This is a genomic window from Sphingomonas sp. (assembly GCF_035998645.1).
In the GTDB taxonomy this organism is placed as follows: domain Bacteria; phylum Pseudomonadota; class Alphaproteobacteria; order Sphingomonadales; family Sphingomonadaceae; genus Sphingomonas.
In genome coordinates this window covers 989,626-1,010,683 of sequence record NZ_DASYHL010000003.1, presented here as the reverse complement: position 1 = coordinate 1,010,683, position 21,058 = coordinate 989,626, and the positions used below count along the sequence as shown (strand labels likewise).

Here is a 21,058-nt window from a genome sequence, read left to right as displayed (position 1 = left end):
CTCAGGGCAAACGGAGTCGGGGACACCCCTACCGCCCGTCAAACCCCTCGCGCGCCTTGGCCACCGCGTCGAGGTTCGCCTCAGCCCAGTGCCACACCCCGCAAAACGCCTCGCCCAGACTCTCGCCGAGCGGGGTCAGCCGATAGTCCACGCGCGGCGGCACCACTGCATGCACTGTCCGCGTCACGAACCCATCGCGCTCCATCCGCCGCAGCGTCTGCGTCAGCATCTTCTGGCTGATCCCCGGAATCGCCCTCGACAGCTGCGTGAACCGCAGCTCGCCGCGCTCATCCAGCGTCTCGAGCAGGATCATCGACCATTTATCGGCGACCGCGCCGATCAGGTCATAGACCAGCGCATCGACCCGCGGATCGCTCGCATGCCACTCGCCATTGCCCATCGCCCACACTCTCTTTTCGGTAAGTATAATTCTTTCGGGTGCCTTCTTTCGATACGATAGCGCGCGCCTAAATCCCCGTCACCACATCCCATGGAGACGCAGATGAAACAGTCCGGCAACACCATCCTCATCACTGGCGGCGGATCGGGCATCGGCGAGGCGCTCGCCCATCGCCTGCACGACGCGGGCAACACCGTGATCGTCGCCGGCCGCCGCCGCGACGCGCTCGACGCCGCGATCGCCGGTCGCGCGAACATGCACGCCATGAAGCTCGACATCGACATTGCCGAGACAATCGACACCTTCGCCGCCGACCTGATCGCGGCGCACCCGGCGCTCAATGTCGTCATCAACAATGCCGGCGTCATGCGCTACGAGGATCTGTCCGCCCGCCGCGACCTGACCGATGCCGAGGCGACGATCACCACCAACTTGCTCGGCCCAATCCGCCTGACCAACGCTCTGGTCGATCATCTGAAGGCGCAGGACGACGCGGCAATCGTCAACGTCACCTCCGGCCTCGCCTTCGTGCCCCTGGTCATCGCCGCAACCTACAGCGCGACCAAGGCGGCGATCCACAGCTACACCCTCTCACTCCGCGACGCGCTGGCGGGATCGGTGGAAGTCATCGAACTCGCCCCGCCCGCCGTCCAGACCGACCTCACCCCCGGCCAGCGCGAACGTGCCGCCTATCAGCCGCTCGACGATTTTGCTGACGAGGTAATGGCGCTGTTTGGGCAAAACCCGACGCCAAAGGAAGTGCTGGTCGAGCGCGTGCGGCCGCTGCGCAACGCCGAGGCCGAAGGCCGCTTCGACGCAACGCTCGAGCAACTCACTGCGATGGTGAAGGGCGCGCAGCATTGATCACCCCGTCGCCCCGGCCTTGAGCCGGGGCCGGGCTTCCTCAAGCGGCTTGCGCGCGCTCCACATGTTGGAACGCGCTCGTCAAACTCCGCGGCGTCCCCGCAGGAACTGCACGACCACGACAACCAGCGCGACGACGAGGATGAGATGGATCAGACCTCCGGCCACGTTGAGCGAAAAGCCCAGCAACCACAGGATCAGCAGGATGACGGCGATTGTCCAAAGCATGTTGATTCCCCTTTTGGTTCAAGGGAATAACCAGGTCGGAGCCGAAACGTTCCGCGAGACCCGCGCTGGCGGGTCCGAAGCGGCGTTTCGTCAGCTTGATTCCACCTCCACCCGCTCAAACCGCCCATGCAACCCGCGCGCGCCTGCGCGCCACGCCGTTACCGCGTCCCCCGCGACGATCACCCACAGCTTCCCGTCCGCCGCCGCCATCGCTGCGTCCGTAGTCGATGGTGTTGAGTCGCCCGAAGGATGCGAGTGCCAATAGCCAATGACCCGCTCCCCGCCCCCGCGCTCGGCCCGCAACGCCGCGATCAGCGCGCCCGGATCGATCTCGAACCGCCGCGCTGGATCGTCCGCAACATTCGCCTCCACGCTCGCCCGCTCGACCCCATCGGCACCGAACAACAGCCCGCACGCCTCCAGCGGCGCCGCGTCGGCCGCAGCACGCTGGATTAGCGCGATAACACAGCTTGAAATCCGTAAAGCCATTCCCATTTCCCTACAGCAATGAACCGGGGGGTTTCCACACTCGAAGCGCGGATCGCGGATGCAGCAGATGGCTGGCGGCTCGACCGGGCTTTGGCGGATGCGCTCCCCACGCTGTCGCGTGAGCGGATCAAGGCGCTCATCTCCACCGGCAACGTCACCGGCCCCGACGGCCTGATCCGCGATCCCAAGAAAAAGGCGCCCGGCGGGGCGCTATTCACGCTAAACGTCCCCGAACCCGAACCCGCGCATAACGAGGCGCAGGACATCGCGCTCAACGTGGTGTTTGAGGATGAACATCTGATCGTGATCGACAAGCAGGCCGGGCTGGTCGTCCACCCCGCCGCGGGCAATTTCGACGGCACGCTGGTCAATGCCCTGCTCCACCATTGCCGGGGCAGCCTGTCGGGCATCGGCGGCGTCGCGCGACCGGGCATTGTCCACCGCATCGACAAGGACACGTCGGGCCTGATGGTCGCGGCCAAGACCGATCGCGCGCATGTCGGCCTTGCCCGCCAGTTCAAGGATCACTCGATCGACCGCCGCTATCAGGCGATCGTCTCGGGCCGACCGAAAACGTCAGGCGGATCCGTAGATGCACCACTTGCGCGCTCACCCCAAAACCGCAAAAAGATCGCCATCCAGCCGGGTGGCAAGCGCGCGGTCACCCACTGGACGCTCGTAAAGCCGCTGTACGAGGCAGCTCTGGTCGAATGCCGCCTCGAAACCGGCCGCACGCATCAGGTGCGCGTGCACATGGCGTCGCTCGGTCACCCGTTGCTCGGCGACCCGGTTTATGGTAGAACGAAAAAAGAACACCGGGACGTGCTGGAAACCTTGGGTTTCGACCGCCAGGCCTTGCACGCCGCCCGGTTGGGGTTCATCCATCCTATCCATAGTCACGCTTTGGCGTTCGATAGCGAAATGCCGGCGGACATGCAGGAACTGATGGCTAACCTCATCGTATAGTAATTCTGACTCGTCCAAATGGAGGGTCGACCGGCGTCCTCGCCTATAAAGGGGGGAAGCCCAATTAAAGGGAGTAAGTGACCATGGCCCGCGGAAGCAATGTCCCGGCGACGATCCCAGCCCTCGGCGGTGAGGCAAGCCTCAACCGCTATCTGGCGGAGATCAAGAAGTTCCCGATCCTCGCGCCCGAGCAGGAATATATGCTCGCGAAGCGCTTTCAGGAGCATGGCGACCCCGAAGCGGCCGCGCAGCTGGTCACCTCGCATCTGCGCCTCGTGGCGAAGATCGCGATGGGCTATCGCGGCTATGGCCTGCCGGTCAGCGAACTGATTTCCGAAGGCAATATCGGCCTGATGCAGGGTGTGAAGAAGTTCGAGCCCGATCGCGGCTTCCGCCTCGCCACCTATGCGATGTGGTGGATCCGCGCCTCGATCCAGGAATTCATCCTGCGCTCGTGGAGCCTCGTGAAGATGGGCACCACCGCCGCGCAGAAGAAGCTGTTCTTCAACCTGCGCCGGATGAAGGCCAAGCTCGACGCGTTCGAGGACGGCGACCTCAAGCCCGAGGATCTGGCCAAGATCGCCACCGATCTCGGCGTGACCGAGGAAGAGGTCACGTCGATGAACCGCCGTATGGCGATGGGCGGCGACACGTCGCTCAACGTGCCGATGCGCGAAGATGGCGAGAGCCAGTGGCAGGACTGGCTGCAGGACGATAGCGCCCTGCAAGACGAGGTCGTTGCCGAAGCGCAGGAAGCCGATGTCCGCCACTCGATGCTGGTCGATGCGATGGACGAGCTGAACGAGCGGGAGAAGCACATCCTCACCGAACGCCGCCTGACCGACGATCCCAAGACGCTCGAAGAGCTGTCGCAGGTCTATGGCGTCAGCCGCGAACGCGTCCGCCAGATCGAGGTGCGCGCGTTCGAAAAGCTGCAAAAGGCGATGATGCGCCTGGCCGGCGACCGCCGCCTCCTCCCCGCGATGTAAGTCGCGGTCGGGGGCGGATGGACGACACCACCGACGCAATGGGCGGCGCGCGCCCGCTCCCCGACCTTGGCCATCTCGACGGAATCGGCATCCAGCCCGTGAAGCCCAAAAAGCCCCGCAAGCCGATCGGCCGCCGCATCCTTGGCTGGCTGTTCAAGGGCGCGCTCGCATTCGTGCTGGTGTCGGTGGCGATGGTGACGCTCTACCGCTTCGTCCCCCCGCCCTTCACGCTGACCATGATGGGCGACATCTTCACCGGCCATGGCGTGACCAAGAAATGGGTACCGCTCTCGCGCATCGACGCCGACATGGCCCGCGCCGCGATCGCCGCCGAGGACAGCAGCTTCTGCACCCATTCGGGCTTCGACTATGACTCGATGGCCGCGGCGATGCTGCGCAACGCTCAGGGCGGGAAAGTGCTGCGCGGCGGGTCGACGATCAGCCAACAGACCGCGAAGAACGTCTTCCTGTGGCAGGGCGGCGGCTATTTCCGCAAAGCGCTGGAAGCGTGGTTCACCGTCCTGATCGAGAATATCTGGGGCAAGCGCCGCATCATGGAAGTTTACCTCAACGTCGCCGAAACCGGCATCGGCACCTACGGCACCGAAGCGGGTGCGCGTCGCTATTTCAAGAAGGGCGCCGGCAACCTGACCCGTGCTGAGGCAGCGCGCATCGCCGCTGTCCTGCCGCTGCCCAAGAAGCGGGCGGCCACCGCGCCCAAGGGCTTCACCCGCCGCTATGGCAATTCGATCGCCGCGCGTATCGGCGTGGTCCAGCGCGAGGGCCTCGACGCCTGTCTGCGCTAAACTCCCCTCCCTGAAAGGGAGGGGTCGGGGTGGGTGCGCGCGTCTGCGGGCCCAAAAGACTCTAGGGAGAGGGCATGACGGGTCGCCGAAGTGGCAAACGTCAGTCGACCCGACATGCCCTCCCTACGCCCCTCCTACACAATAGGAGGGCGAGCGGGTCTTATTTCTTTTCGGCGGGAACTGCCTTTTCGATCGCGTCGCCGGCCTTCTCGGCGGTTTCGCCCACGGCCTGCGCCGCTTCGGTGATCGCCGCGTCCTTGCGCGTCTCGGAATTGTTGCTGAGGAAGTAAAAGGCGCCGACGACCACGATCACCAGCGCGATGATCCCGAGGATCAACCCGCCGCCACCACCGCGCCTCTCAATCACTGTCGTGCCGCCGCCAGCGTTGCGCTCGGTCACGCGCTCGGCAGTCATACCATCGGTGCGCTCGACAATCCGTTCTTCAGTCATCTCTCATCTCCCAACAGGAACATTGGCCGCCCAACGCCGTGAGCAAAGCCATTGTTCCCGTTGTGAAATGTTCAGGGAAACCCTCAGAACGGCAGCTTGAACCCCGGAGGCAGCGGAATGCCGCTCGACAGCTTCGACATTTCCGCCGACGCCGCCGCGTCCGCCTTCGCCCGCGCATCGTTGAGCGCGGCGGCGACCAGGTCTTCCAGCATCTGCTTTTCCGACGGTGCCAGCAGCGATTCGTCGATATCGACGCCGATGATCCGCCCCTTGGCGCTCGCCTTGACCTTGACCAGCCCGCCGCCCGACGCGCCCTCGACCTCGATCCCGTCGAGGTTCGCCTGCGCCTTGGTCAGCTCGTTCTGGACGTTCTGCGCCATCGCCATGATGTCTTCGATACTCTTCACCCAAACCTCCTGTTTTCGCGGGTCCAGCCGATCAGCTCGGCGGCTGGAAAGGCTTCGAGCGCGGCGGCAACCACCGGCGAGGCAAGCACGGCATCGCGCTCCGCCGCCTCCAGCGCCGCACGCTCCTCGTTCAACGTCTGCTGGCCCGGCGCATCGACGACGCGCAACGACCAGCGTTTGCCGAGCACGCGCCGCAACGCGTTTTCGAAATCATGGACCAGATCTGCCGGGATGCCGTGACTGCTGACCTCGACCACCGGCTCTTCCAACCGGATCAGGCGGACAAGGTTCCGCACGCGCGCCGCCAGATGCACCTCATGCGCGTCCGCCAGCCGCTCGACCAGTTCGGCCATGTTGCGCGGCGCGGGTGCCTCGGCCGGTGCGCTCGGGGCTGCGGCCGGTGCCGGCCCGCCCATCGGCGCACCCTCGGCAATCTTGCGCGCCAGCTCACCCGGATCGGGCAGGCTCGAGGCGTGGATCACCCGCAACAGCGCCATCTCGCACGCCTCGATCGGCAGCGCGGCGCGGATCACCTCGTCATGCCCCTTCAGCAGCAATTGCCACAGCCGGTGAAGCGCCGGAAAGCCGAGCTTGCCCGCCCATTCACCCAGCGACGCGCTCTCCTCGGCCGCCTGCCCGGGGATCACTTCGTTCCCCAGCTTCGCGAGCGTCACGCGATGCACCGTCTCCAGCAGCGACTTCAGCACCGCCTGCGGATCGACGCCCAGATCATATTGCCCGCGCAGCGCCGCCAGCGCGCCCGCCGCATCGCCCGCGATCACCAGCCCGAACAGGTCGCGGATCGCATTGCGGTCGGACAGGCCGAGCATGTCGCGCACCGCATCGGCAGTGACCGCCCCGCCCTCCATCCCGGCATGCGCAATCGCCTGGTCGAGGATCGACAGGCCATCACGCGCCGACCCTTCTGCCGCGCGCGCGATCATCGCCAGCGCCTCGGGCTCGGCCTGCGCGCCTTCCTTGTCGACCACCTCACCGAAATGCGCGGCGAGCTTGTCCGCTGGAATCCGCCGCAGGTCGAACCGCTGACAGCGCGACAGCACCGTCACCGGCACCTTCTGCACCTCGGTCGTCGCGAACAGGAACTTCACATGCCCCGGCGGCTCTTCCAGCGTCTTGAGCAACGCGTTGAACGCGTTCTTCGACAGCATGTGCACTTCGTCGATGATGTAGATCTTGTACCGCGCGCTCACCGCAGAATAGCGCGAGGCATCGATGATCTCGCGGACATCGTCGACGCCGGTATGGCTGGCGGCGTCCATCTCGATCACATCGATATGCCGCCCCTCGGCAATCGCGCGGCACGGTTCGCACACCCCGCACGGATCGATCGTCGGCCCGCCCTGCCCGTCCGGACCGATGCAGTTGAGCGCCTTGGCGATCAACCGCGCAGTCGAAGTTTTGCCGACCCCGCGCACCCCGGTCAGCAGGAACGCATGCGCCAGCCGGTCGCGTTTGATCGCGTTCCCCAGCGTCTGCACCATCGCATCCTGCCCGATCAGCTGGGCAAAGGTCTGCGGGCGATATTTACGCGCAAGCACGCGATACACGCTGTCCCGCGGCTGAGGCGGTTCGTCGAGGCCAAGGAATGAATCGGACATTGCGAAGGACCCTAGCGGGTCATGCGGCGCGCGTCATGTAGGGAAGGTCCGCGCCAGAACGACCGGGAACGAAAATCGTTACGGCGGCTTCCGCCCGCTAGGCCACGAGTCCGCGCTGGCGCGACAATCTGGCACCCTCCCCGCGATTCAGGTACGCTCCACGCCGCGACATGGATTCGGGGGGCCGCCATGAAAGACAGCGCGACGCCGGGGCTGGGACAGCAACTCATCTTCCAGCTGCTGTATCCCGCCTTTCTCGGAGCCTTCATCTTCGCGATCTGGCAATCTCCGCCCGGCTGGCCATGGTCATGGTGGGGCAGCGACACTCCGCCTTGGGGCGTACTGCTGGCAGTCTATTGTGCGCTGCAATTCGCCCGGACCCATGCTGCGCGAACCGATCGCCTATTCTGGTTGTTCGATGCCGCCGAACTGATCGTGCTGATCAGCGCATTTTCCCGCTTGGGCTATGGCGGCCCGGCTCCAGGGGATCAGGCGCCGCCGGACGGCGGAGCGCTCCTTTTGATGATCGCCCTGTTCGTCTTGCCCCCGCTGCGCTGGTTCTTTTTCGGCGAACGCTCGGCGCTGGGATCGTGGTTTGCGGGTCTTTCGGCGCTGGCAGTGGTGGGGTTGGCGCTGGCCTTTTCGGCAGCGATCAGCCCTTTCGTGGCCTTTTGGATCACCGCCATCGCGCTGCTCGTCTATGTCGCCTGCTTGCTACTGCAGGATTACGCCCGCTTCGGTCCAGGCGCCGTCCCCCCGCCCATCGACGCGCCGTAGCGCTGTCACTTCAGTTCACTCGAGCCTGCTCGAGACGATGCGCCTAATTGGCTGTCACGCTGGAGTGAAGGTGGGAGCCGGGACGACCCGACACGAAAATCGTTACGGCTGCTTCCTTCCGGATCTGACCGGGTTGGCGACGGCATCGTCCGCCCGACTCCCGCGGCGCAGATAGGCCGACTGTCGCGCGATTGCAATGACTCCGCCGCATGTCGCTGCTAAGCCGCTGCGCGATGCGCATTTTATTGCTGGGCGCCGGGGGGTTCATCGGCCGGCATATCCTGTCCGAACTACTGGCGAGCGGCCATCAGGTCCGCGCCGTCGCGCGCGATGTCGCGCGGCTGCGCGAGGCGGAGCCGGGCGCGGAGTGGGTCGCCATCGACCTCGCCCGCGCCACCGATCCGGAGGACTGGCGCGCGCACCTGTCCGGGATCGACTGCGTGGTCAACGCCGCCGGGGTGCTACGCGGCCCGGAGATGCAGGCTGTGCATGTCGACATGCCGCGCGCGCTCCACGCCGCATGCAAGCGCGTCGAGGTGCGCCGCGTCGTCCTGATCTCCGCCGTCAGCGCGCGGCCTGATGTCGCGACCGATTACGCCGCGACCAAACTCGCGGGCGAAGCGGCATTGCGCGACTCGGGGCTGCGCTGGACCATCTTCCGCCCCTCGCTGGTAATTGCGGAAAGCAGCTATGGCGGCACCTCGCTACTGCGCGGCCTCGCCGCCCTGCCCTTTGCCCAGCCGCTCGCGGGCGATGGCGACTTCACCTTCTCCCCGATCCATGCCGACGATCTCGCCCGCTCGGTCCGCCTCGCCTGCGAGGATTTGTGGTTCGTCGGCCAGAGCTTCGAGCCCGCTGGCCCGGAAACGCTCACCCTGCGCGAGTTGATGACGCGCTACCGCAGCTGGCTCGGCCTCGGCCCCAGCCGCTTCGTCCGCGTGCCGATGCCGGTGATGCGCGCGCTCGGCCGGATCGGCGACCTTGCCGGGTCCGGCCCGATCTCGACCAACAGCCTGACCCAGCTCGTCGCGGGCAACGCCGCCGACGGCACCGCTTTCGCCCAGGCGGTCGGCTTCCGCCCGCGCAGCGTCGCGCAAGCGATGCGCGACCGCGCCGCCGGGGTGCAGGATCGCTGGCACGCGCGCCTCTTCTTCCTCGCCCCCGCGATCCGCTGGGGCCTCGCGCTGCTGTGGCTCGCCTCGGCGCTGCTCGGCCTGTTTGCGGGCCGCGCACAAACGCTCGAATGGCTCGCCGCGATCGGAGCGCCCGAGGGTGCAGCGCTCCCGCTCCAGATCGGCACCGCCCTGCTCGACCTCGCCATCGCCGCGCTCGTGATCCGCGACCGCACCGCACGCACCGCCACCGCAGCCCAGCTCGCGGTCGTCACCGGCTACACGCTCGTGCTGACCCTCGGCCTGCCGTCGCTATGGGCCGATCCGCTCGGGCCGTTGCTCAAGAACATCCCGATCCTGCTGCTGATCCTTGTCCATGGCGCGATCGGAGACCGGCGATGACCTATCTGCTGGTCAAATGGGTGCATATCCTGAGTTCCACCGTCCTGTTCGGCTTTGGCGCAGGCACCGCCTGGTATCTGTGGAACGCACACCGCAGCGGCGATCCCGCGACGATCGCCAGCGTCGGCAAGATGGTGGTGCGCGCCGACTGTATCTTCACCGGCACCAGCGGCGTGGTCCAGCCGGTGAGCGGCCTGATTCTGCTCCACCTGCTCGGCATCTCGCTGACCGAAAGCTGGGTGCTGGCCAGTGTCGCGCTCTATCTGATCGCCTTCGCCTGCTGGGTGCCCGTTGTCGGCCTCCAGATCCGCGCCCGCAACCTCGCCCGCGCCGCGCTCGCCAGCGGCCAGCCGCTCGGCCCCGATTATCACCGCGCGATGCGGCTCTGGTTCATCCTCGGCTGGCCCGCCTTCCTCGGCCTCACCGCCGTCTTCTGGCTGATGGTCGCCAAGCCGCAATTATGGTGAGCGGTCAGGCGAGGTGGCGGGGTTCGTCCATCGCCGTATGGAGGACGCGCACGACATGCAGGTCAGTACCGCGCTTGTAGAACAAAATCGCGTGCCGACCGACCACCCAGCGCCGCACCTCACGGGCACCAACAATGCGCCCCGAACCAATCTCCGGCCGCTCGCGCAACAACTCAAACGCCGCGTTGATCATTTCGGCATAGGCGAATGCCTGCTCACTGCCCCATTCGCGCGCACCAAATCGCCATATCTCCGCCAGATCGCGATGGGCGCGTCGCGAAACGATCAGTCTGAGCGGAATTGCGACCTCGTCTCGTTCAGATGAGTCTCGCGCATCTCGCGCTTGAACGCTTCGAAATCGAACTCGACAAAGCCGCTCGCCTCGCCTCCCTCCAGCGCAGCGATCAACTCGGGCGTCACCCAATCGTCGCCTGTCAAATCCGCGCGGATGAGATCGCGAACATAGGTCTCCGCATCCTTGTAGAGCCCGGCCGCGACCCGCGCCTCGATCACCTCACGCAGATCGTCGGGGAGGAAGACTGTCAGCGTCGCCATCGGTGAAATGTCAGTTCTGGCGGTCAGCTTGTCAACCGGATCGGACCCATTTCCACCCATATCGGACCAATCACCCGAACAACGCCCCGACCAGCTCCCCCACCTTCGCATGCGCCGCATTCGCCTTCGCAGACTCCAGTCCCGGCGCATCGAGGTAGAAGGCGATCAGGATCGGCTTGCGCGCCGGCGGCGTTGCGATCGCGATCGTGTTGAAATAGCCCTCGCCGCTCGTGCCGGTCTTGTCGCCGACGCGCCAGTCCTTGGGCAGCCCGGCGCGCAGCCGGTCCTTGCCGGTGGGCGACGCTTCCATCCACCCGATCAGCTTCGCGCGCGACGCCGCCGACAGCACATCGCCCAGCAGCAACCGGTTCATCAGCCACAGCATCGCGTCGGGCGTGGTCGTATCGCGCACCTCGCCATTGCGGACGTTATTCAGCGACGGCTCGTCACGGTCCGATCGGGTGAGCTGGTCGCCCGCGTCGCGGATAAACTTGGTCAGCCCGCGCGGTCCCGAAACCTGCCCGAACAACAGGTTCGCGGCGCTGTTGTCGCTCATCACCACCGCAGCCTCACACAGCGCGTCGATCGACATCGCGCCCTTGGCCAGGTTCGCCTTCACAACCGGCGCATAATCGAGCAGATCGGCCTCGCCGAACCGGATTTCGCTGGCGAGGTTCAACTCACCCCGATCGACGCGCGCCAGCACCGCCGCGACGAGCGGCACCTTGAACGTCGAGCACATCGCAAACCGCGCCTCGGCCCCGTCCGAATAGCGCCGACCGGTGCCGCTATCATACACCGCCAGCCCCAGCCGTCCGCCGGTTTCAGCCCGAATGCGGTCGAACGGCCCGACCTTCTGCGCAAAGGCAGGAGCGGCGGCGAGCGCAGCGGCGCCCATCATTACGGTGCGGCGAGTCGTCATCATCATCGTCCCTGCATATCGCGATGTTCTGAAGGCAGGCTGACCGTCAGCCCGTCCAGTTCCGGCGTCAGCACGATCTGGCACGACAGCCGGCTGGTCCGCGTCGCCCCGACGGCCAGGTCGAGCATATCCTCTTCCTCCTCGCTCGGGCGCGGCAACCGGGCGAAATCTTCCGCCGCGACGATGACGTGACAGGTGGAGCACGCCATCTGCCCCTCGCACGTCCCCTCCAGCGGCATGCCGCGCGCCTGGCCAATCTCAAGCAGCCGGTCGCCCGCAGCCGCCTCGGCCTCGGCGGCAACAGCCCCATCGGGCGTCAGGAACCGCACCTTGATCATGCCGCGATCCTCTGCGCGCGGGCGGCGGCGTCGATGCGCTGGATGGCGTCCAACAAGTCCTCCTCAGTGGTATAGCGGCCAAAGCCCAGCCGGATGCTCGACCGCGCCTCGGCATCGCTCAGGCCCAGCGCCTGCAACACATGGCTCGGCCGACCCGATCCGCTGGCACAGGCCGACCCGGCCGAAAAAGCGATGTCGCGAAGCTCGGACATCAGCCGCGCAACGTCCAGCCCCGGATAGCGCAGGTTGAGATTGCCGGGATAGCGCTCATCCTTCGACCCATTCAGCGTCCAGCCCGCGCTGCCCAGCGCCTGAAACCCCGCGCGGAACAGCTGCGCCGCATGCGCCCGATCCGCGCCAAAGCGCTGCTTGGCCAACGCCGCCGCCGCGCCGAACCCGGCGCACAGCGCGGGCGACAATGTCCCCGACCGCCCCCCCGGCTCCTGCCCGCCGCCATGCAACAGCGGCTCGAGCGTCACGCCATCGCGCACCCACAGCGCCCCAACGCCCTTCGGCCCATGCACCTTGTGCGCCGACACCGCGACCAGATCGACGCCATCGGGGATCGCCACCCGCCCGAACCCCTGCACCGCGTCGGTCAGCATCAGCGCGCCCGCTGCCCTGGCCAGCTCGGCCAGCGCCTCGACCGGCTGGATCACGCCAATCTCGTTATTGACCAGCATCACCGCGACCAGCCCGGTCCCCGGCCCGATCGCCGCGCGCGCGGCATTCAGGTCGACCAGCCCGTCCGACCCGACCGGCAGCACCGTCACCGCGCGCCCGCGCCGTGTCTCCGCCGCCACCGTATCCAGCACCGCAGCATGCTCGGTCGCGATCGTCACGATCCCGCCACTGCTGCCCTTGATCGCCCAGTTCAGCGCCTCGGTCGCGCCGCTCGTGAAACTCACCGTCCCGCCAGCGGGCATCAGCCCGGCGACCTGCTCCCGCGCCACCTCAACCGCCGCCTTGGCCTTACGCCCGGCCGCATGCGCCGAATGCGGGTTGGCGAACTCATCGCCCAGCCACGGCAGCATCGCGGCGCGCGCCTCGGGCGCCAGCGGCGTCGTCGCCTGATAATCGAGATAGATCATGCCGCGCGGCTCCCGGCATCGGCGGCAATGTCGATCCACTGGTCGATAAAGGCGCGGATTTCCTCCGCCGTGGTGCTCCACCCGGTGCTGACCCGGATCGTCCGCGACGCGACCTCGGGATCGACGCCAAACGCCTGCAATACCCGGCTCTGCTTCAGCGTCCCCGATGCGCACGCGCTCCCCGCCGACACCGCAAAGCCCTTGAGGTCGAACCGGACGAGCTGCGCCGCGGCGCTCAGGCCCGGCATGGCGATCGCGCTGATATTGCTCACCGTTTCGCCATATCCCATCAGCTGCTGCCCGCCATAGGATTTGAGCGTGCGGAACATGTCGACCCGCGCTTCATGCCTGTCCATGTCGGGCAGCCCCACGCGCCGCGCCTGCCACGCCTCGACCGCGGCGGCAAAGCCCAGCACGCCCGGCAGATTCTCGGTCCCCCCGCGATAGCCAAACTCCTGCCCACCCGGCGCATCCAGCAACGCGAGATCGCCGACCAGCAGCGCCCCGACACCGATCGGCCCGCCCAATTTGTGTGCCGAAAGCACGATCAGATCGCCCTCGCGCGGAAAGCGGTTGAGCGCGAACATCTGCGACGCATCGGTCACCATCACCCCGCCGCCCTCGGCGATCATCGGCGCATAATGCTCGATCGGCTGCACCTTGCCCGTCTCGGGATTGACCCACTGGATCGCGATCACTGGCCGGTCGCCCACCGCCAGCGCATCGGCGAGCGCATTATAGTCGACATCCCACTCGCCATTGACCGGCAGCACGCCCGCATCCGGGGCCGCGCGCAGCACCGCGTCATGCTCGACACTCGACCGCCAGCGCCGCCCGCCCTTGGCCAGCCGCATCGCGATGCCCAGCGCCTCGCTCGCCCCGCTGGTAAAGATCACCTGCCCCTGCCACCCCAGCGCTGCCTTGATCCGCGCCCGCGCATCCTCCAGCGCCGCCCGCGCCGCGCGCCCCTCGGCATGGGGCGAGGACGGATTGGCCCAACGCAGCATTCCTTCGATCATCGCCTCGCGCGCTTGCGGCAGCATCGGCGTGGTCGCGGCATGGTCGAGATAGATGCGCTGGGTCAGGGGAATCGTTCCAATTGCTTGTCGGGGCGTGAGGACTATATAGCCTGCACCCGTTTCCGCGCTACCGCGCGCCCATCACAGAGCAGGTCCACTTTGCCCGAAGTCATCATTCCCGGTCCCGAAGGCCGCCTCGAAGGGCGTTTCGCCCCCGCCCCCCGCCCCCGCGCGCCGGTCGCGATGATCCTGCATCCGCATCCCAATGCCGGCGGCACGATGAACAACCGCATCGTGCAGGAGCTCTACAAGACCTTCCAGCGCCGCGGTTTCGCGACGCTGCGCTTCAACTTCCGCGGGGTCGGCAAGAGCCAGGGCACGTTCGACAACGGCATCGGCGAGCTGAGCGACGCGGCGAGCGCGCTCGACTGGGTACAGAGCTTCCACCCCGAGGCATCGACCACCTGGATCGCCGGCGTCAGCTTCGGCGCGTGGATCGGGATGCAGCTGCTGATGCGCCGCCCGGAAATCCGCGGTTTCATCTCGGTCGCGCCGCCCGCGAACATGTACGACTTCACCTTCCTCGCCCCCTGCCCCAGCTCGGGCATCATCATCCAGGGTGATGGCGACGAAGTGGTGACGCCGGGCGCGGTGCAGAAGCTGGTCGACAAGCTGCGCACGCAAAAGCACATCACCATCCACCACGACACCATCCCGCACGCCAACCATTTCTTCGAACATGAAATGGACCCGCTGATGCGCAGCGTGGACAATTATCTCGACATGCGCCTCGACCCCAACTCGCCGATCCGGTGACACTCAAGTCCTCCCCGGAACGGGGAGGGGGACCGCCGCCGCAGGCGGTGGTGGAGGGGGCCCGAGGCAAGCGAATTGCTTCGAGGAGGGCCCCCTCCGTCAGCGCTACGCGCTGCCACCTCCCCGTTCCGGGGAGGATTTTGGCTATGCTTTCCGCCCGCCGCACCGCATGATCGCCGCATGAAGCAATCCACCGCGATCAAGATCGCCGCCGGCGTCGCCGCTGCCACCATTGGCGGCCTGTTCCTCTACTCCCGCGCGACCCGCCCGCCGGTGATCAACCCCAACGTGCCGAAACCGGCCAAACCGGTCGACCTCACCCGCTACACCGGCACCTGGTACGAGCTCGCGCGGCACGAGAATCGCTTTCAGAAGGGCATGGATTCGGTCACCGCCGACTATGGTCTGGAGCCGAACGGCAAGGTCAGCATCGTCAACAGCGGCATTCGCGCCGGCGAAACCGAACGCGACGTCAGCGAAGGCACCGCGATCGTCGCGGACGAGGACACCGGCGCGAAGCTCAAGGTGTCGTTCTTCGGCCCGCTCTACACCGGCGACTATTGGGTGCTCGACCATGGCGACGCGTATGACTGGTCGATCGTCGGCGAGCCGTCGGGCCGCTACCTGTGGCTCCTCGCCCGCGCCCCCCGCCCCGACCCCGCGCTGCTCCAGACGCTCCTCTCCCGGGTCGAGGAACTCGGCTACGACCGCTGGGCGCTGCGCATCACCCAGCATCCCTGATCGGCTAGGGGACGGTCCAGATCAGCACATTCACGACCAGCACCGCTGCGCATACGATCATCAGCACGCCCTTGGTCCGGCTGCCCCCGGCCCGATCGCCCTTGCGGATCATCGTCACGCCGCCCCACACCAGCACGATGGCGGCGATGGTCAGCAGCGAGAGGGTCGTGTTCGCGGCAGTGGAGAGTTCGGGTCGCATGCCGCTTCCTTGCACGCCCTCCCCGCCCCGTCGAGATGCCCCGATTTATTGCGATTGCCTCGCAATAGAGAGCTCGCTAATGGCGCTGATAGATAAAGCTTTGGCCGCATAAGCTCGCAATGGGTTGCGCGCCATCGTCCCGCCATTTAGCGGAGCCCGCAAATGTCTGACCGTAACGCCATCCCGCTCGCCCCGTCCGCCGCGCTGACCGTGGAAACCGTCACCAGCGTGCGTCACTGGAACGAACATCTGTTCAGCTTCACGATCACACGCCCGCAAAGCTTCCGCTTTCGCTCGGGCGAGTTCGTGATGCTCGGCCTGCCGGGCGAAGGCCGCCCGCTGCTGCGCGCCTATTCGATCGCCAGCCCCGCCTGGGCCGAGGAACTCGAATTCCTCTCGATCAAGGTGCCGGATGGCCCGCTGACCTCGAAGCTGCAGCTGATCCAGCCGGGCGACCAGCTGTTCCTCGGTCGCAAGCCGACCGGCACGCTCGTCACCGACGCGCTGCTGCCGGGCAAGCGGCTGTTCTTCCTCTCGACCGGCACCGGCCTCGCCCCGTTCCTCAGCCTCGCACGCGATCCCGACGTGTACGAGATGTTCGACCAGATTCAGCTGGTCCACTCGGTCCGCCGCGTCAGCGACCTCGCCTTCCGCGAGGAGCTGGAGGCGCAGCTCGCCGGCGACCCGCTGGTTCAGGATCAGGCGCTGGTCCAGTTCAGCTACCTGCCCACCGTGACGCGTGAGCCGTTCCCGACCAGCGCTCGCATCGGCACGCTGATCGAAAATGGCGCGCTGTTCACCGGCCCCAACATGGCCGGCGAAAAGCGTCTCGACCCCGAAACCGACCGCATCATGCTGTGCGGCAGCATGGAGATGATCAAGGATCTCTCCGCGATGCTGGACGGCATGGGCTTCGAAGAAGGCTCGAACAGCAAGCCCGGCCACTACGTCATCGAACGCGCCTTCGTCGGCTGACCAATGCCGTCGCCCCGGCGCAGGCCGGGGCCGCCAGAGGCTCATTCCCCGATTGCCGACCCAGCGATGGTAACGCTATCACCTCTCCGAACGACCATTCGGAGAGCAAGGCGATGCCCCATACCCCCCTGTCACGACGCAGCTTCATCGAAGCCACCGGAGCCCTCGCCGCCACGCTGACGACCACCACCGCCAGCGCCGCCTCGCTCCAGTCTACCCCGGCGCAGCTCAAGGGCCTCCCCCTCCCCGGCGGCGTCCGCCTTCCCAGCACCCCGCCGCGCCGCAAGCGCGACGACAGCGTCGGCATCGCGATCATTGGCCTTGGCGACTACGCCCTCAACCAGATCATGCCGCGCATCGAACAGGCGGAGCGCATGCACATCAGCGCGCTCGTCTCCGGCAACCCGGACAAGCTGCGCCAAGTCGGCGACGCATACGGCGTGCCCGCGGACGCGCGCTATTCCTACGCAGACTTCGACAAGATCGCCGCCGATGACCGGACGCAGGCGGTGTACGTCATCCTCCCGACCGCCTTTCACGCCGACTTCACCCTGCGCGCGTTCGCCGCCGGCAAGCACGTCCTGTGCGAAAAGCCGATGGCGCTATCCAGCGCCGAGTGCGAAGCGATGATCGCCGCCAGCCGCCGCGCCAACCGCAAGCTGATGATCGCCTATCGCTGTCATTTCGAACCGTACAATGTCGAGGCAATGCGCCTGATGCGCGACAAGGCGGTCGGCACCATCCGCCTGATCCGCACCGAACAATCCTATCGCGCAGGTCAGACCACCCCGGCCCAAAACTGGCGCTTCAACCGCGCGCTCGCCGGCGGCGGCCCGCTCGAGGATTACGGCCTCTACGGCCTGCAATCGGCGCTCTACCTCAGCGGCGAGATGCCCGAAAGCATCAGCGCCACCAGCTTCCAGCCCAAGGGAGACCCCCGCTTCACCGAAATTTTCGCGCACGTCGCCGCGCAGCTGCGCTTTCCCTCGGGCGCGGTCGCGCAGCTCGCGACCTCCTATGACTCCGCAGGAGCCAATCTCTCCCAGGTGCGCGGCACCGACGGCACGCTGATCCTGGACCCCGCCACCGGCTATGCCGGGCAAAAGATGCGGATCGAAGGTCAGAACGCCCGCGACTTCACCCCCGGCGACCCGAACACCCAGTTCGCCGGCCAGCTCAACCACTTCGCCAACGCCATCCGTGACAACAGCCCGATCCTCACCCCCGGCGAAATGGGCCTGCGCGACATCCGCCTGATCGAGGCGATCTACGCCTCCGCGCGCACCGGCCGCACCGTCGCACTCGCCCCGGATGCCCGGATGCGCGGATAACGCAACAGGGGGAGCCCCGGCGACACCGGAGCTCCCCCATCTGCACGTCCGCGCCGCTTACGCCGCCATCAGCGCCGCACGACCCCTCGACGTATATCCCGCCCGGCGCGACTTCGAGTCACCGATTTCGAACTTGTCCGCCTGCTCCGTCAGCGCCGATACCTCGCCGGTCAGGTTGCGCGCCGCAGCCGCAGTCTGCTCGACCATCGCCGCATTTTGCTGGGTCGAATGATCCATCGCCCCGATCGCGGCCGAAATCTGCGTGATCGCGGTCGACTGCGCCTGATTGTCCGCGGCGATATCGCCCAGCAGCGTATGCACCTCGCTCACATCGCCGGAGATATCGAGCAGCGCGGCATCCACCTTCTGCACCATCTCCACCGCCGCGCCGATGTCGGTCTGCGTCGCGGTCAGCTGGTCGCGCGCGCGCCCGGCCTCTTCCTCGGCCCGCATCGCGAGCGCGGAGACGAGGTCCGCCACCACCGCAAAGCCGCGGCCCGCCTCACCGGCGCGCCCCGCCTCGACCGCAGCGTTCATCGCCAGCACGCGCGTCTGGAACGCGATCTTGTCGAGCCCCTCGATCACGCTGTCGATGCCCTTGGCCGAATCCGACACGCGCGTCATCGCCTGCACTGCTTCATCGGCGACGCTGCGCCCGCTGGTGACAGTGGCGATCGCACCATCCGCGCGCTCGACCGTACGTCCAGCCGCAGCCGCCGTCGCCTTCAGCCGCGTATCCATCTGCGTCACCGCCGCCGATGTTTCCTCAAGGCTCGCCGCATTCGCCTCGGTGCGCCGCGCCAGATCCTCGGACGCCTGCGTGATCTCGCTCGATCCGGTCCGGATCGCCCGCGTGCTCTCCGCAACCGACCCGATCAGCCCGCGCAACGACGCCAGCGCCGCGTTGAAATTGGTCTTCAGCTCGACATAAGCGCCCGGGAACTCGGCATCGATCGATGCCGTCAGGTCCCCGGTGGTCAGCGCCGACAGCCCGTTGCGCAGTGACGTGGTGACCACCTGCTGCTCGGCGGCAAGCCGCGCATCCGCTTCGGCCCGGTTCACTGCGGCCATGCGGAACTGCTCGACCGCGCCGGCAATATCGCCCAGCTCATCGGCGCGCTCGCGGAACGGAACCTTCGCCTCGCCCCCCTGCGCCAGCGTCGTGGTCGCGTCGGTCAGGTCGCGCAACGGCGCCGCAATCGTGCGCGCCAGCAGCCACCCCATCAGCAACGCGACCAGCGCCGTCAGCGCCGCGCCGCCCCACACCGCCACATTGGCAATCGTCGCCATGCTCGCCTGCTCGGCGCGCCGCTCGGCAATCACCTCATCCTGACGCGTGAGCAGCTCGGCAACCACCGCGCGCACCACCGGCAACTGCTTCTGCCCCGAAATCTCCTGCGCCCGCGCCCGCGTCTCGGGGTTGGCGGCCAGCGTGATCAGCTCGGCAAAGCGGCGATCGTTCAGGTCCTTCACCTCCGCCGTCAGCTTGGCAAAGCGCTCGCGCTGGTCGGCCAGCTTGACCCGCTCATCAAATTCCTTCGCCGCCTTGGCGAACACATCCTGATTGGCCTTATACTCGTCGAGCAATTCGGCGCGGCCCAGCATCGCATAGCCGCGCAGCGCATTTTCCTGCTGGATCACGCTCGCGAGCATCTCCGACACCAGTTCCTTGACGCGCAGGCTGTTCACATTCTCCAGCGTGCTGCCGCGCATCGCGCTCAACGACATGGCGACCACCACGCCCGACGCACAGACCATGAAGATCGCGAGTGCAAAGGACAGCACGATCTTGCGCGCCATTTTCAGGTTCGAGAAATAGTTCACCAAAGCCCCTTTGTGTTGAACGGCCGAAAGGACCGGCCACCCGACGGCGCCAGCCGGGGCGCGCACTCACAAGAGGTCGACCCTGCGTCATTATAGGAGGGGCCGACCGCGACTGGTGAAATGACTCAACGATTTTTCGCCCGCGGCCCAAGGTCCGCGACCGCCATCGTACCGCTTATCTCGCCGCGTGCAGGAACATCGTTTCGGCCCCAGCGTTAGGGGGTGATCGTCAGGCGATATGACCGCTGCGACCTTCAATGAGAGCAAAATCCATGAAAACCACTTTACTCATCGCGGCCGCCGCCGGCGCGCTGCTGTTTTCCGATGCCGCTGCAGCGCAGACGCAGCCACAGCAGCGTGGCGACGTCCTGCAGCAATTGTTCGGCGCGATATTCGGCGCGGACGAACAAGCCAGCGAGCGGGAACTCGAGTCCGATTGGAACGCGGGTCGCCGTCCTTTTGAACAGCGCCGCGAGCGGCTTGAAGCCCGCATCGACGCTGCCGTGCGCGATGGATCGCTGAACCGCCGCGAGGCCGATCAGATGCGCCGCGAATATAATGAAATCGTTCGGCTCGAGGCCGACTATTCGGCCAATGGCCGCATGTCGCCGCAGCAGCGCAGCGACCTGCGCACCCGCTATCGCGCCTTGTCGCAGCGGATCGGTGGCCAGGGCGCACAGACCCCCGACCAGGGTGACGGACGTTGGGAGCCGCTGGCGCAGCGCAGCCGCGATTTCGAACAGAAACTTGCCCTGGGTCTGCGCAATCGCACCCTGACCCAGCGCGAAGCGGCACAGCTTCGCGCCGACTGGCGCGCGCTGGCGCAGGTCGAGGCAAGCTATCAGCGCGGCGGCATCGACCAGCGCGAACAGGCTGATCTGTGGGCCCGGTACAATGCCATCGACAACCGGCTGGGCGGCGGCGCTGACGACCGGGCGCGCTGGACCCGTCTGGAAACCCAACTCGCCACGGCCGAACGCAACCGCAGCATCACGCCCGCTGAGGCGGTGCAGGTCCGCGCACAGCTAAGCGACCTGACGCGGCTCGACTCGGCCTACGCGGCTGGCGGCTATACCGCCGATGAGCGGTCGTACCTGACCCGTCGTCACGGCGAACTCGACGCCCTGCTGCGCCAATCCCGCCCGCGCCGCTAACCCAAACGATGCCCCTGCCCCCGGGGCGACCGCCATCAAGGAGCGGTCGGTTTCGGGGGCGGGTGGGACTTTGGGAACTTCACCCATTGAGCGAAAGCCCGGCACGTCAGCCGTTC

General features: G+C 66.8%; 26 protein-coding genes and 1 other RNA gene. 12 read left to right on the top strand and 15 right to left on the bottom strand.

Annotated elements, in window-relative coordinates:
* Positions 1-28 precede the first annotated feature (28 nt).
* On the bottom strand, positions 29-400 hold the full coding sequence (locus VGN66_RS08865; RefSeq protein WP_327518585.1) for a helix-turn-helix domain-containing protein: 372 nt from the start codon (positions 398-400) through the stop codon (positions 29-31).
* A 102-nt stretch (positions 401-502) separates the two neighbouring features.
* Between VGN66_RS08865 and VGN66_RS08860 the strand changes: the two genes are divergently transcribed.
* Positions 503-1,264, top strand: a complete 762-nt coding sequence (locus VGN66_RS08860) for an SDR family oxidoreductase (protein WP_327518440.1) — start codon at positions 503-505, stop codon at positions 1,262-1,264.
* A gap of 81 nt (positions 1,265-1,345) precedes the next feature.
* Here the strand turns inward: VGN66_RS08860 and VGN66_RS08855 are convergent, their stop codons facing one another.
* On the bottom strand, positions 1,346-1,492 hold the full coding sequence (locus VGN66_RS08855) for a lmo0937 family membrane protein (RefSeq protein WP_327518439.1): 147 nt from the start codon (positions 1,490-1,492) through the stop codon (positions 1,346-1,348).
* Between the two features lie 90 nt (positions 1,493-1,582).
* Entirely contained in the window at positions 1,583-1,981 is a 399-nt protein-coding gene (locus tag VGN66_RS08850; RefSeq protein WP_327518438.1) for a M67 family metallopeptidase, read from the bottom strand.
* A gap of 18 nt (positions 1,982-1,999) precedes the next feature.
* Here VGN66_RS08850 and VGN66_RS08845 point away from each other — a divergent pair, with 18 nt between their 5' ends.
* The 3 genes from VGN66_RS08845 to mtgA all read left to right on the top strand — a co-directional run bounded on the left by VGN66_RS08845 (position 2,000) and on the right by mtgA (position 4,742).
* Positions 2,000-2,947: an RluA family pseudouridine synthase gene (locus VGN66_RS08845; protein ID WP_327518437.1), complete on the top strand. Its 948-nt coding sequence runs from the start codon at positions 2,000-2,002 to the stop codon at positions 2,945-2,947.
* 83 nt (positions 2,948-3,030) lie between these two features.
* Positions 3,031-3,936, top strand: coding sequence for an RNA polymerase sigma factor RpoH (rpoH, locus tag VGN66_RS08840; protein ID WP_224920579.1), 906 nt, complete (start codon positions 3,031-3,033; stop codon positions 3,934-3,936).
* A gap of 17 nt (positions 3,937-3,953) precedes the next feature.
* Positions 3,954-4,742, top strand: a complete 789-nt coding sequence (gene mtgA / locus VGN66_RS08835) for a monofunctional biosynthetic peptidoglycan transglycosylase (RefSeq protein ID WP_327518436.1) — start codon at positions 3,954-3,956, stop codon at positions 4,740-4,742.
* A 160-nt stretch (positions 4,743-4,902) separates the two neighbouring features.
* Here the strand turns inward: mtgA and VGN66_RS08830 are convergent, their stop codons facing one another.
* From VGN66_RS08830 to VGN66_RS08820, 3 genes are all read right to left on the bottom strand, one after another.
* A complete protein-coding gene (locus tag VGN66_RS08830) occupies positions 4,903-5,193 on the bottom strand; it encodes a hypothetical protein (protein WP_327518435.1) in 291 nt (96 codons plus the stop codon).
* 83 nt (positions 5,194-5,276) lie between these two features.
* Positions 5,277-5,600, bottom strand: a complete 324-nt coding sequence (locus tag VGN66_RS08825) for a YbaB/EbfC family nucleoid-associated protein (protein ID WP_224920576.1) — start codon at positions 5,598-5,600, stop codon at positions 5,277-5,279.
* Entirely contained in the window at positions 5,597-7,219 is a 1,623-nt protein-coding gene (locus VGN66_RS08820) for a DNA polymerase III subunit gamma/tau (RefSeq protein WP_327518434.1), read from the bottom strand. The genes VGN66_RS08825 and VGN66_RS08820 overlap by 4 nt, the downstream gene beginning before the upstream one ends.
* A gap of 189 nt (positions 7,220-7,408) precedes the next feature.
* Here VGN66_RS08820 and VGN66_RS08815 point away from each other — a divergent pair, with 189 nt between their 5' ends.
* Positions 7,409-7,996, top strand: a complete 588-nt coding sequence (locus tag VGN66_RS08815; protein WP_327518433.1) for a hypothetical protein — start codon at positions 7,409-7,411, stop codon at positions 7,994-7,996.
* A 66-nt stretch (positions 7,997-8,062) separates the two neighbouring features.
* Here VGN66_RS08815 and ffs read toward each other — a convergent pair.
* Positions 8,063-8,161, bottom strand: an RNA gene (gene ffs / locus VGN66_RS08810) — signal recognition particle sRNA small type.
* A gap of 44 nt (positions 8,162-8,205) precedes the next feature.
* Here ffs and VGN66_RS08805 point away from each other — a divergent pair.
* Positions 8,206-9,510: an SDR family oxidoreductase gene (locus tag VGN66_RS08805; RefSeq protein WP_327518432.1), complete on the top strand. Its 1,305-nt coding sequence runs from the start codon at positions 8,206-8,208 to the stop codon at positions 9,508-9,510.
* Positions 9,507-9,977 (top strand): DUF2269 domain-containing protein, encoded by a 471-nt coding sequence (locus VGN66_RS08800; protein WP_327518431.1) that lies wholly within the window; start codon positions 9,507-9,509, stop codon positions 9,975-9,977. The genes VGN66_RS08805 and VGN66_RS08800 overlap by 4 nt, the downstream gene beginning before the upstream one ends.
* A 4-nt stretch (positions 9,978-9,981) precedes the next feature.
* Here VGN66_RS08800 and VGN66_RS08795 read toward each other — a convergent pair whose 3' ends face one another.
* The 6 genes from VGN66_RS08795 to VGN66_RS08770 form a co-directional block, all read right to left on the bottom strand.
* The gene (locus tag VGN66_RS08795; protein WP_327518584.1) at positions 9,982-10,263 is read right to left on the bottom strand and encodes a type II toxin-antitoxin system RelE/ParE family toxin; all 282 of its coding nucleotides are present in this window, start codon (positions 10,261-10,263) and stop codon (positions 9,982-9,984) included.
* The gene (locus tag VGN66_RS08790) at positions 10,263-10,532 is read right to left on the bottom strand and encodes a ribbon-helix-helix domain-containing protein (RefSeq protein ID WP_327518430.1); all 270 of its coding nucleotides are present in this window, start codon (positions 10,530-10,532) and stop codon (positions 10,263-10,265) included. The genes VGN66_RS08795 and VGN66_RS08790 overlap by 1 nt, the downstream gene beginning before the upstream one ends.
* Before the next feature lie 70 nt (positions 10,533-10,602).
* Complete coding sequence (bla, locus tag VGN66_RS08785; protein WP_327518429.1) at positions 10,603-11,454, bottom strand: class A beta-lactamase; 852 nt, start codon at positions 11,452-11,454, stop codon at positions 10,603-10,605.
* A gap of 2 nt (positions 11,455-11,456) precedes the next feature.
* Positions 11,457-11,792 carry a 2Fe-2S iron-sulfur cluster-binding protein gene (locus tag VGN66_RS08780; RefSeq protein ID WP_327518428.1) on the bottom strand — a complete coding sequence of 112 codons (336 nt, stop codon included), beginning with the start codon at positions 11,790-11,792 and terminating at the stop codon, positions 11,457-11,459.
* Complete coding sequence (locus tag VGN66_RS08775; RefSeq protein WP_327518427.1) at positions 11,789-12,883, bottom strand: cysteine desulfurase family protein; 1,095 nt, start codon at positions 12,881-12,883, stop codon at positions 11,789-11,791. Before VGN66_RS08775 ends, VGN66_RS08780 begins: the two co-directional genes overlap by 4 nt.
* The gene (locus VGN66_RS08770; protein WP_327518583.1) at positions 12,880-13,956 is read right to left on the bottom strand and encodes a cysteine desulfurase family protein; all 1,077 of its coding nucleotides are present in this window, start codon (positions 13,954-13,956) and stop codon (positions 12,880-12,882) included. Before VGN66_RS08770 ends, VGN66_RS08775 begins: the two co-directional genes overlap by 4 nt.
* Positions 13,957-14,061: 105 nt before the next feature.
* On the opposite strand from VGN66_RS08770, the gene VGN66_RS08765 reads away from it, so the two are divergent.
* Together VGN66_RS08765 and VGN66_RS08760 are read left to right on the top strand one after the other, a co-directional pair.
* Complete coding sequence (locus tag VGN66_RS08765; protein WP_224920569.1) at positions 14,062-14,718, top strand: alpha/beta hydrolase; 657 nt, start codon at positions 14,062-14,064, stop codon at positions 14,716-14,718.
* A 180-nt stretch (positions 14,719-14,898) separates the two neighbouring features.
* Positions 14,899-15,459 (top strand): lipocalin family protein, encoded by a 561-nt coding sequence (locus tag VGN66_RS08760; protein WP_327518426.1) that lies wholly within the window; start codon positions 14,899-14,901, stop codon positions 15,457-15,459.
* A gap of 4 nt (positions 15,460-15,463) precedes the next feature.
* Here VGN66_RS08760 and VGN66_RS08755 read toward each other — a convergent pair whose 3' ends face one another.
* A complete protein-coding gene (locus VGN66_RS08755) occupies positions 15,464-15,658 on the bottom strand; it encodes a hypothetical protein (RefSeq protein WP_327518425.1) in 195 nt (64 codons plus the stop codon).
* A 162-nt stretch (positions 15,659-15,820) separates the two neighbouring features.
* Here VGN66_RS08755 and VGN66_RS08750 point away from each other — a divergent pair, with 162 nt between their 5' ends.
* The gene (locus VGN66_RS08750) at positions 15,821-16,633 is read left to right on the top strand and encodes a ferredoxin--NADP reductase (RefSeq protein WP_327518424.1); all 813 of its coding nucleotides are present in this window, start codon (positions 15,821-15,823) and stop codon (positions 16,631-16,633) included.
* Positions 16,634-16,746: 113 nt separating this feature from the next.
* The gene (locus VGN66_RS08745; protein WP_327518423.1) at positions 16,747-17,964 is read left to right on the top strand and encodes a Gfo/Idh/MocA family oxidoreductase; all 1,218 of its coding nucleotides are present in this window, start codon (positions 16,747-16,749) and stop codon (positions 17,962-17,964) included.
* A 57-nt stretch (positions 17,965-18,021) separates the two neighbouring features.
* Here the strand turns inward: VGN66_RS08745 and VGN66_RS08740 are convergent, their stop codons facing one another.
* A complete protein-coding gene (locus tag VGN66_RS08740; RefSeq protein WP_327518582.1) occupies positions 18,022-19,764 on the bottom strand; it encodes a methyl-accepting chemotaxis protein in 1,743 nt (580 codons plus the stop codon).
* A 296-nt stretch (positions 19,765-20,060) separates the two neighbouring features.
* Here VGN66_RS08740 and VGN66_RS08735 point away from each other — a divergent pair, with 296 nt between their 5' ends.
* Positions 20,061-20,942, top strand: coding sequence for a hypothetical protein (locus VGN66_RS08735; RefSeq protein ID WP_327518422.1), 882 nt, complete (start codon positions 20,061-20,063; stop codon positions 20,940-20,942).
* The last annotated feature ends 116 nt before the right edge of the window (positions 20,943-21,058 follow it).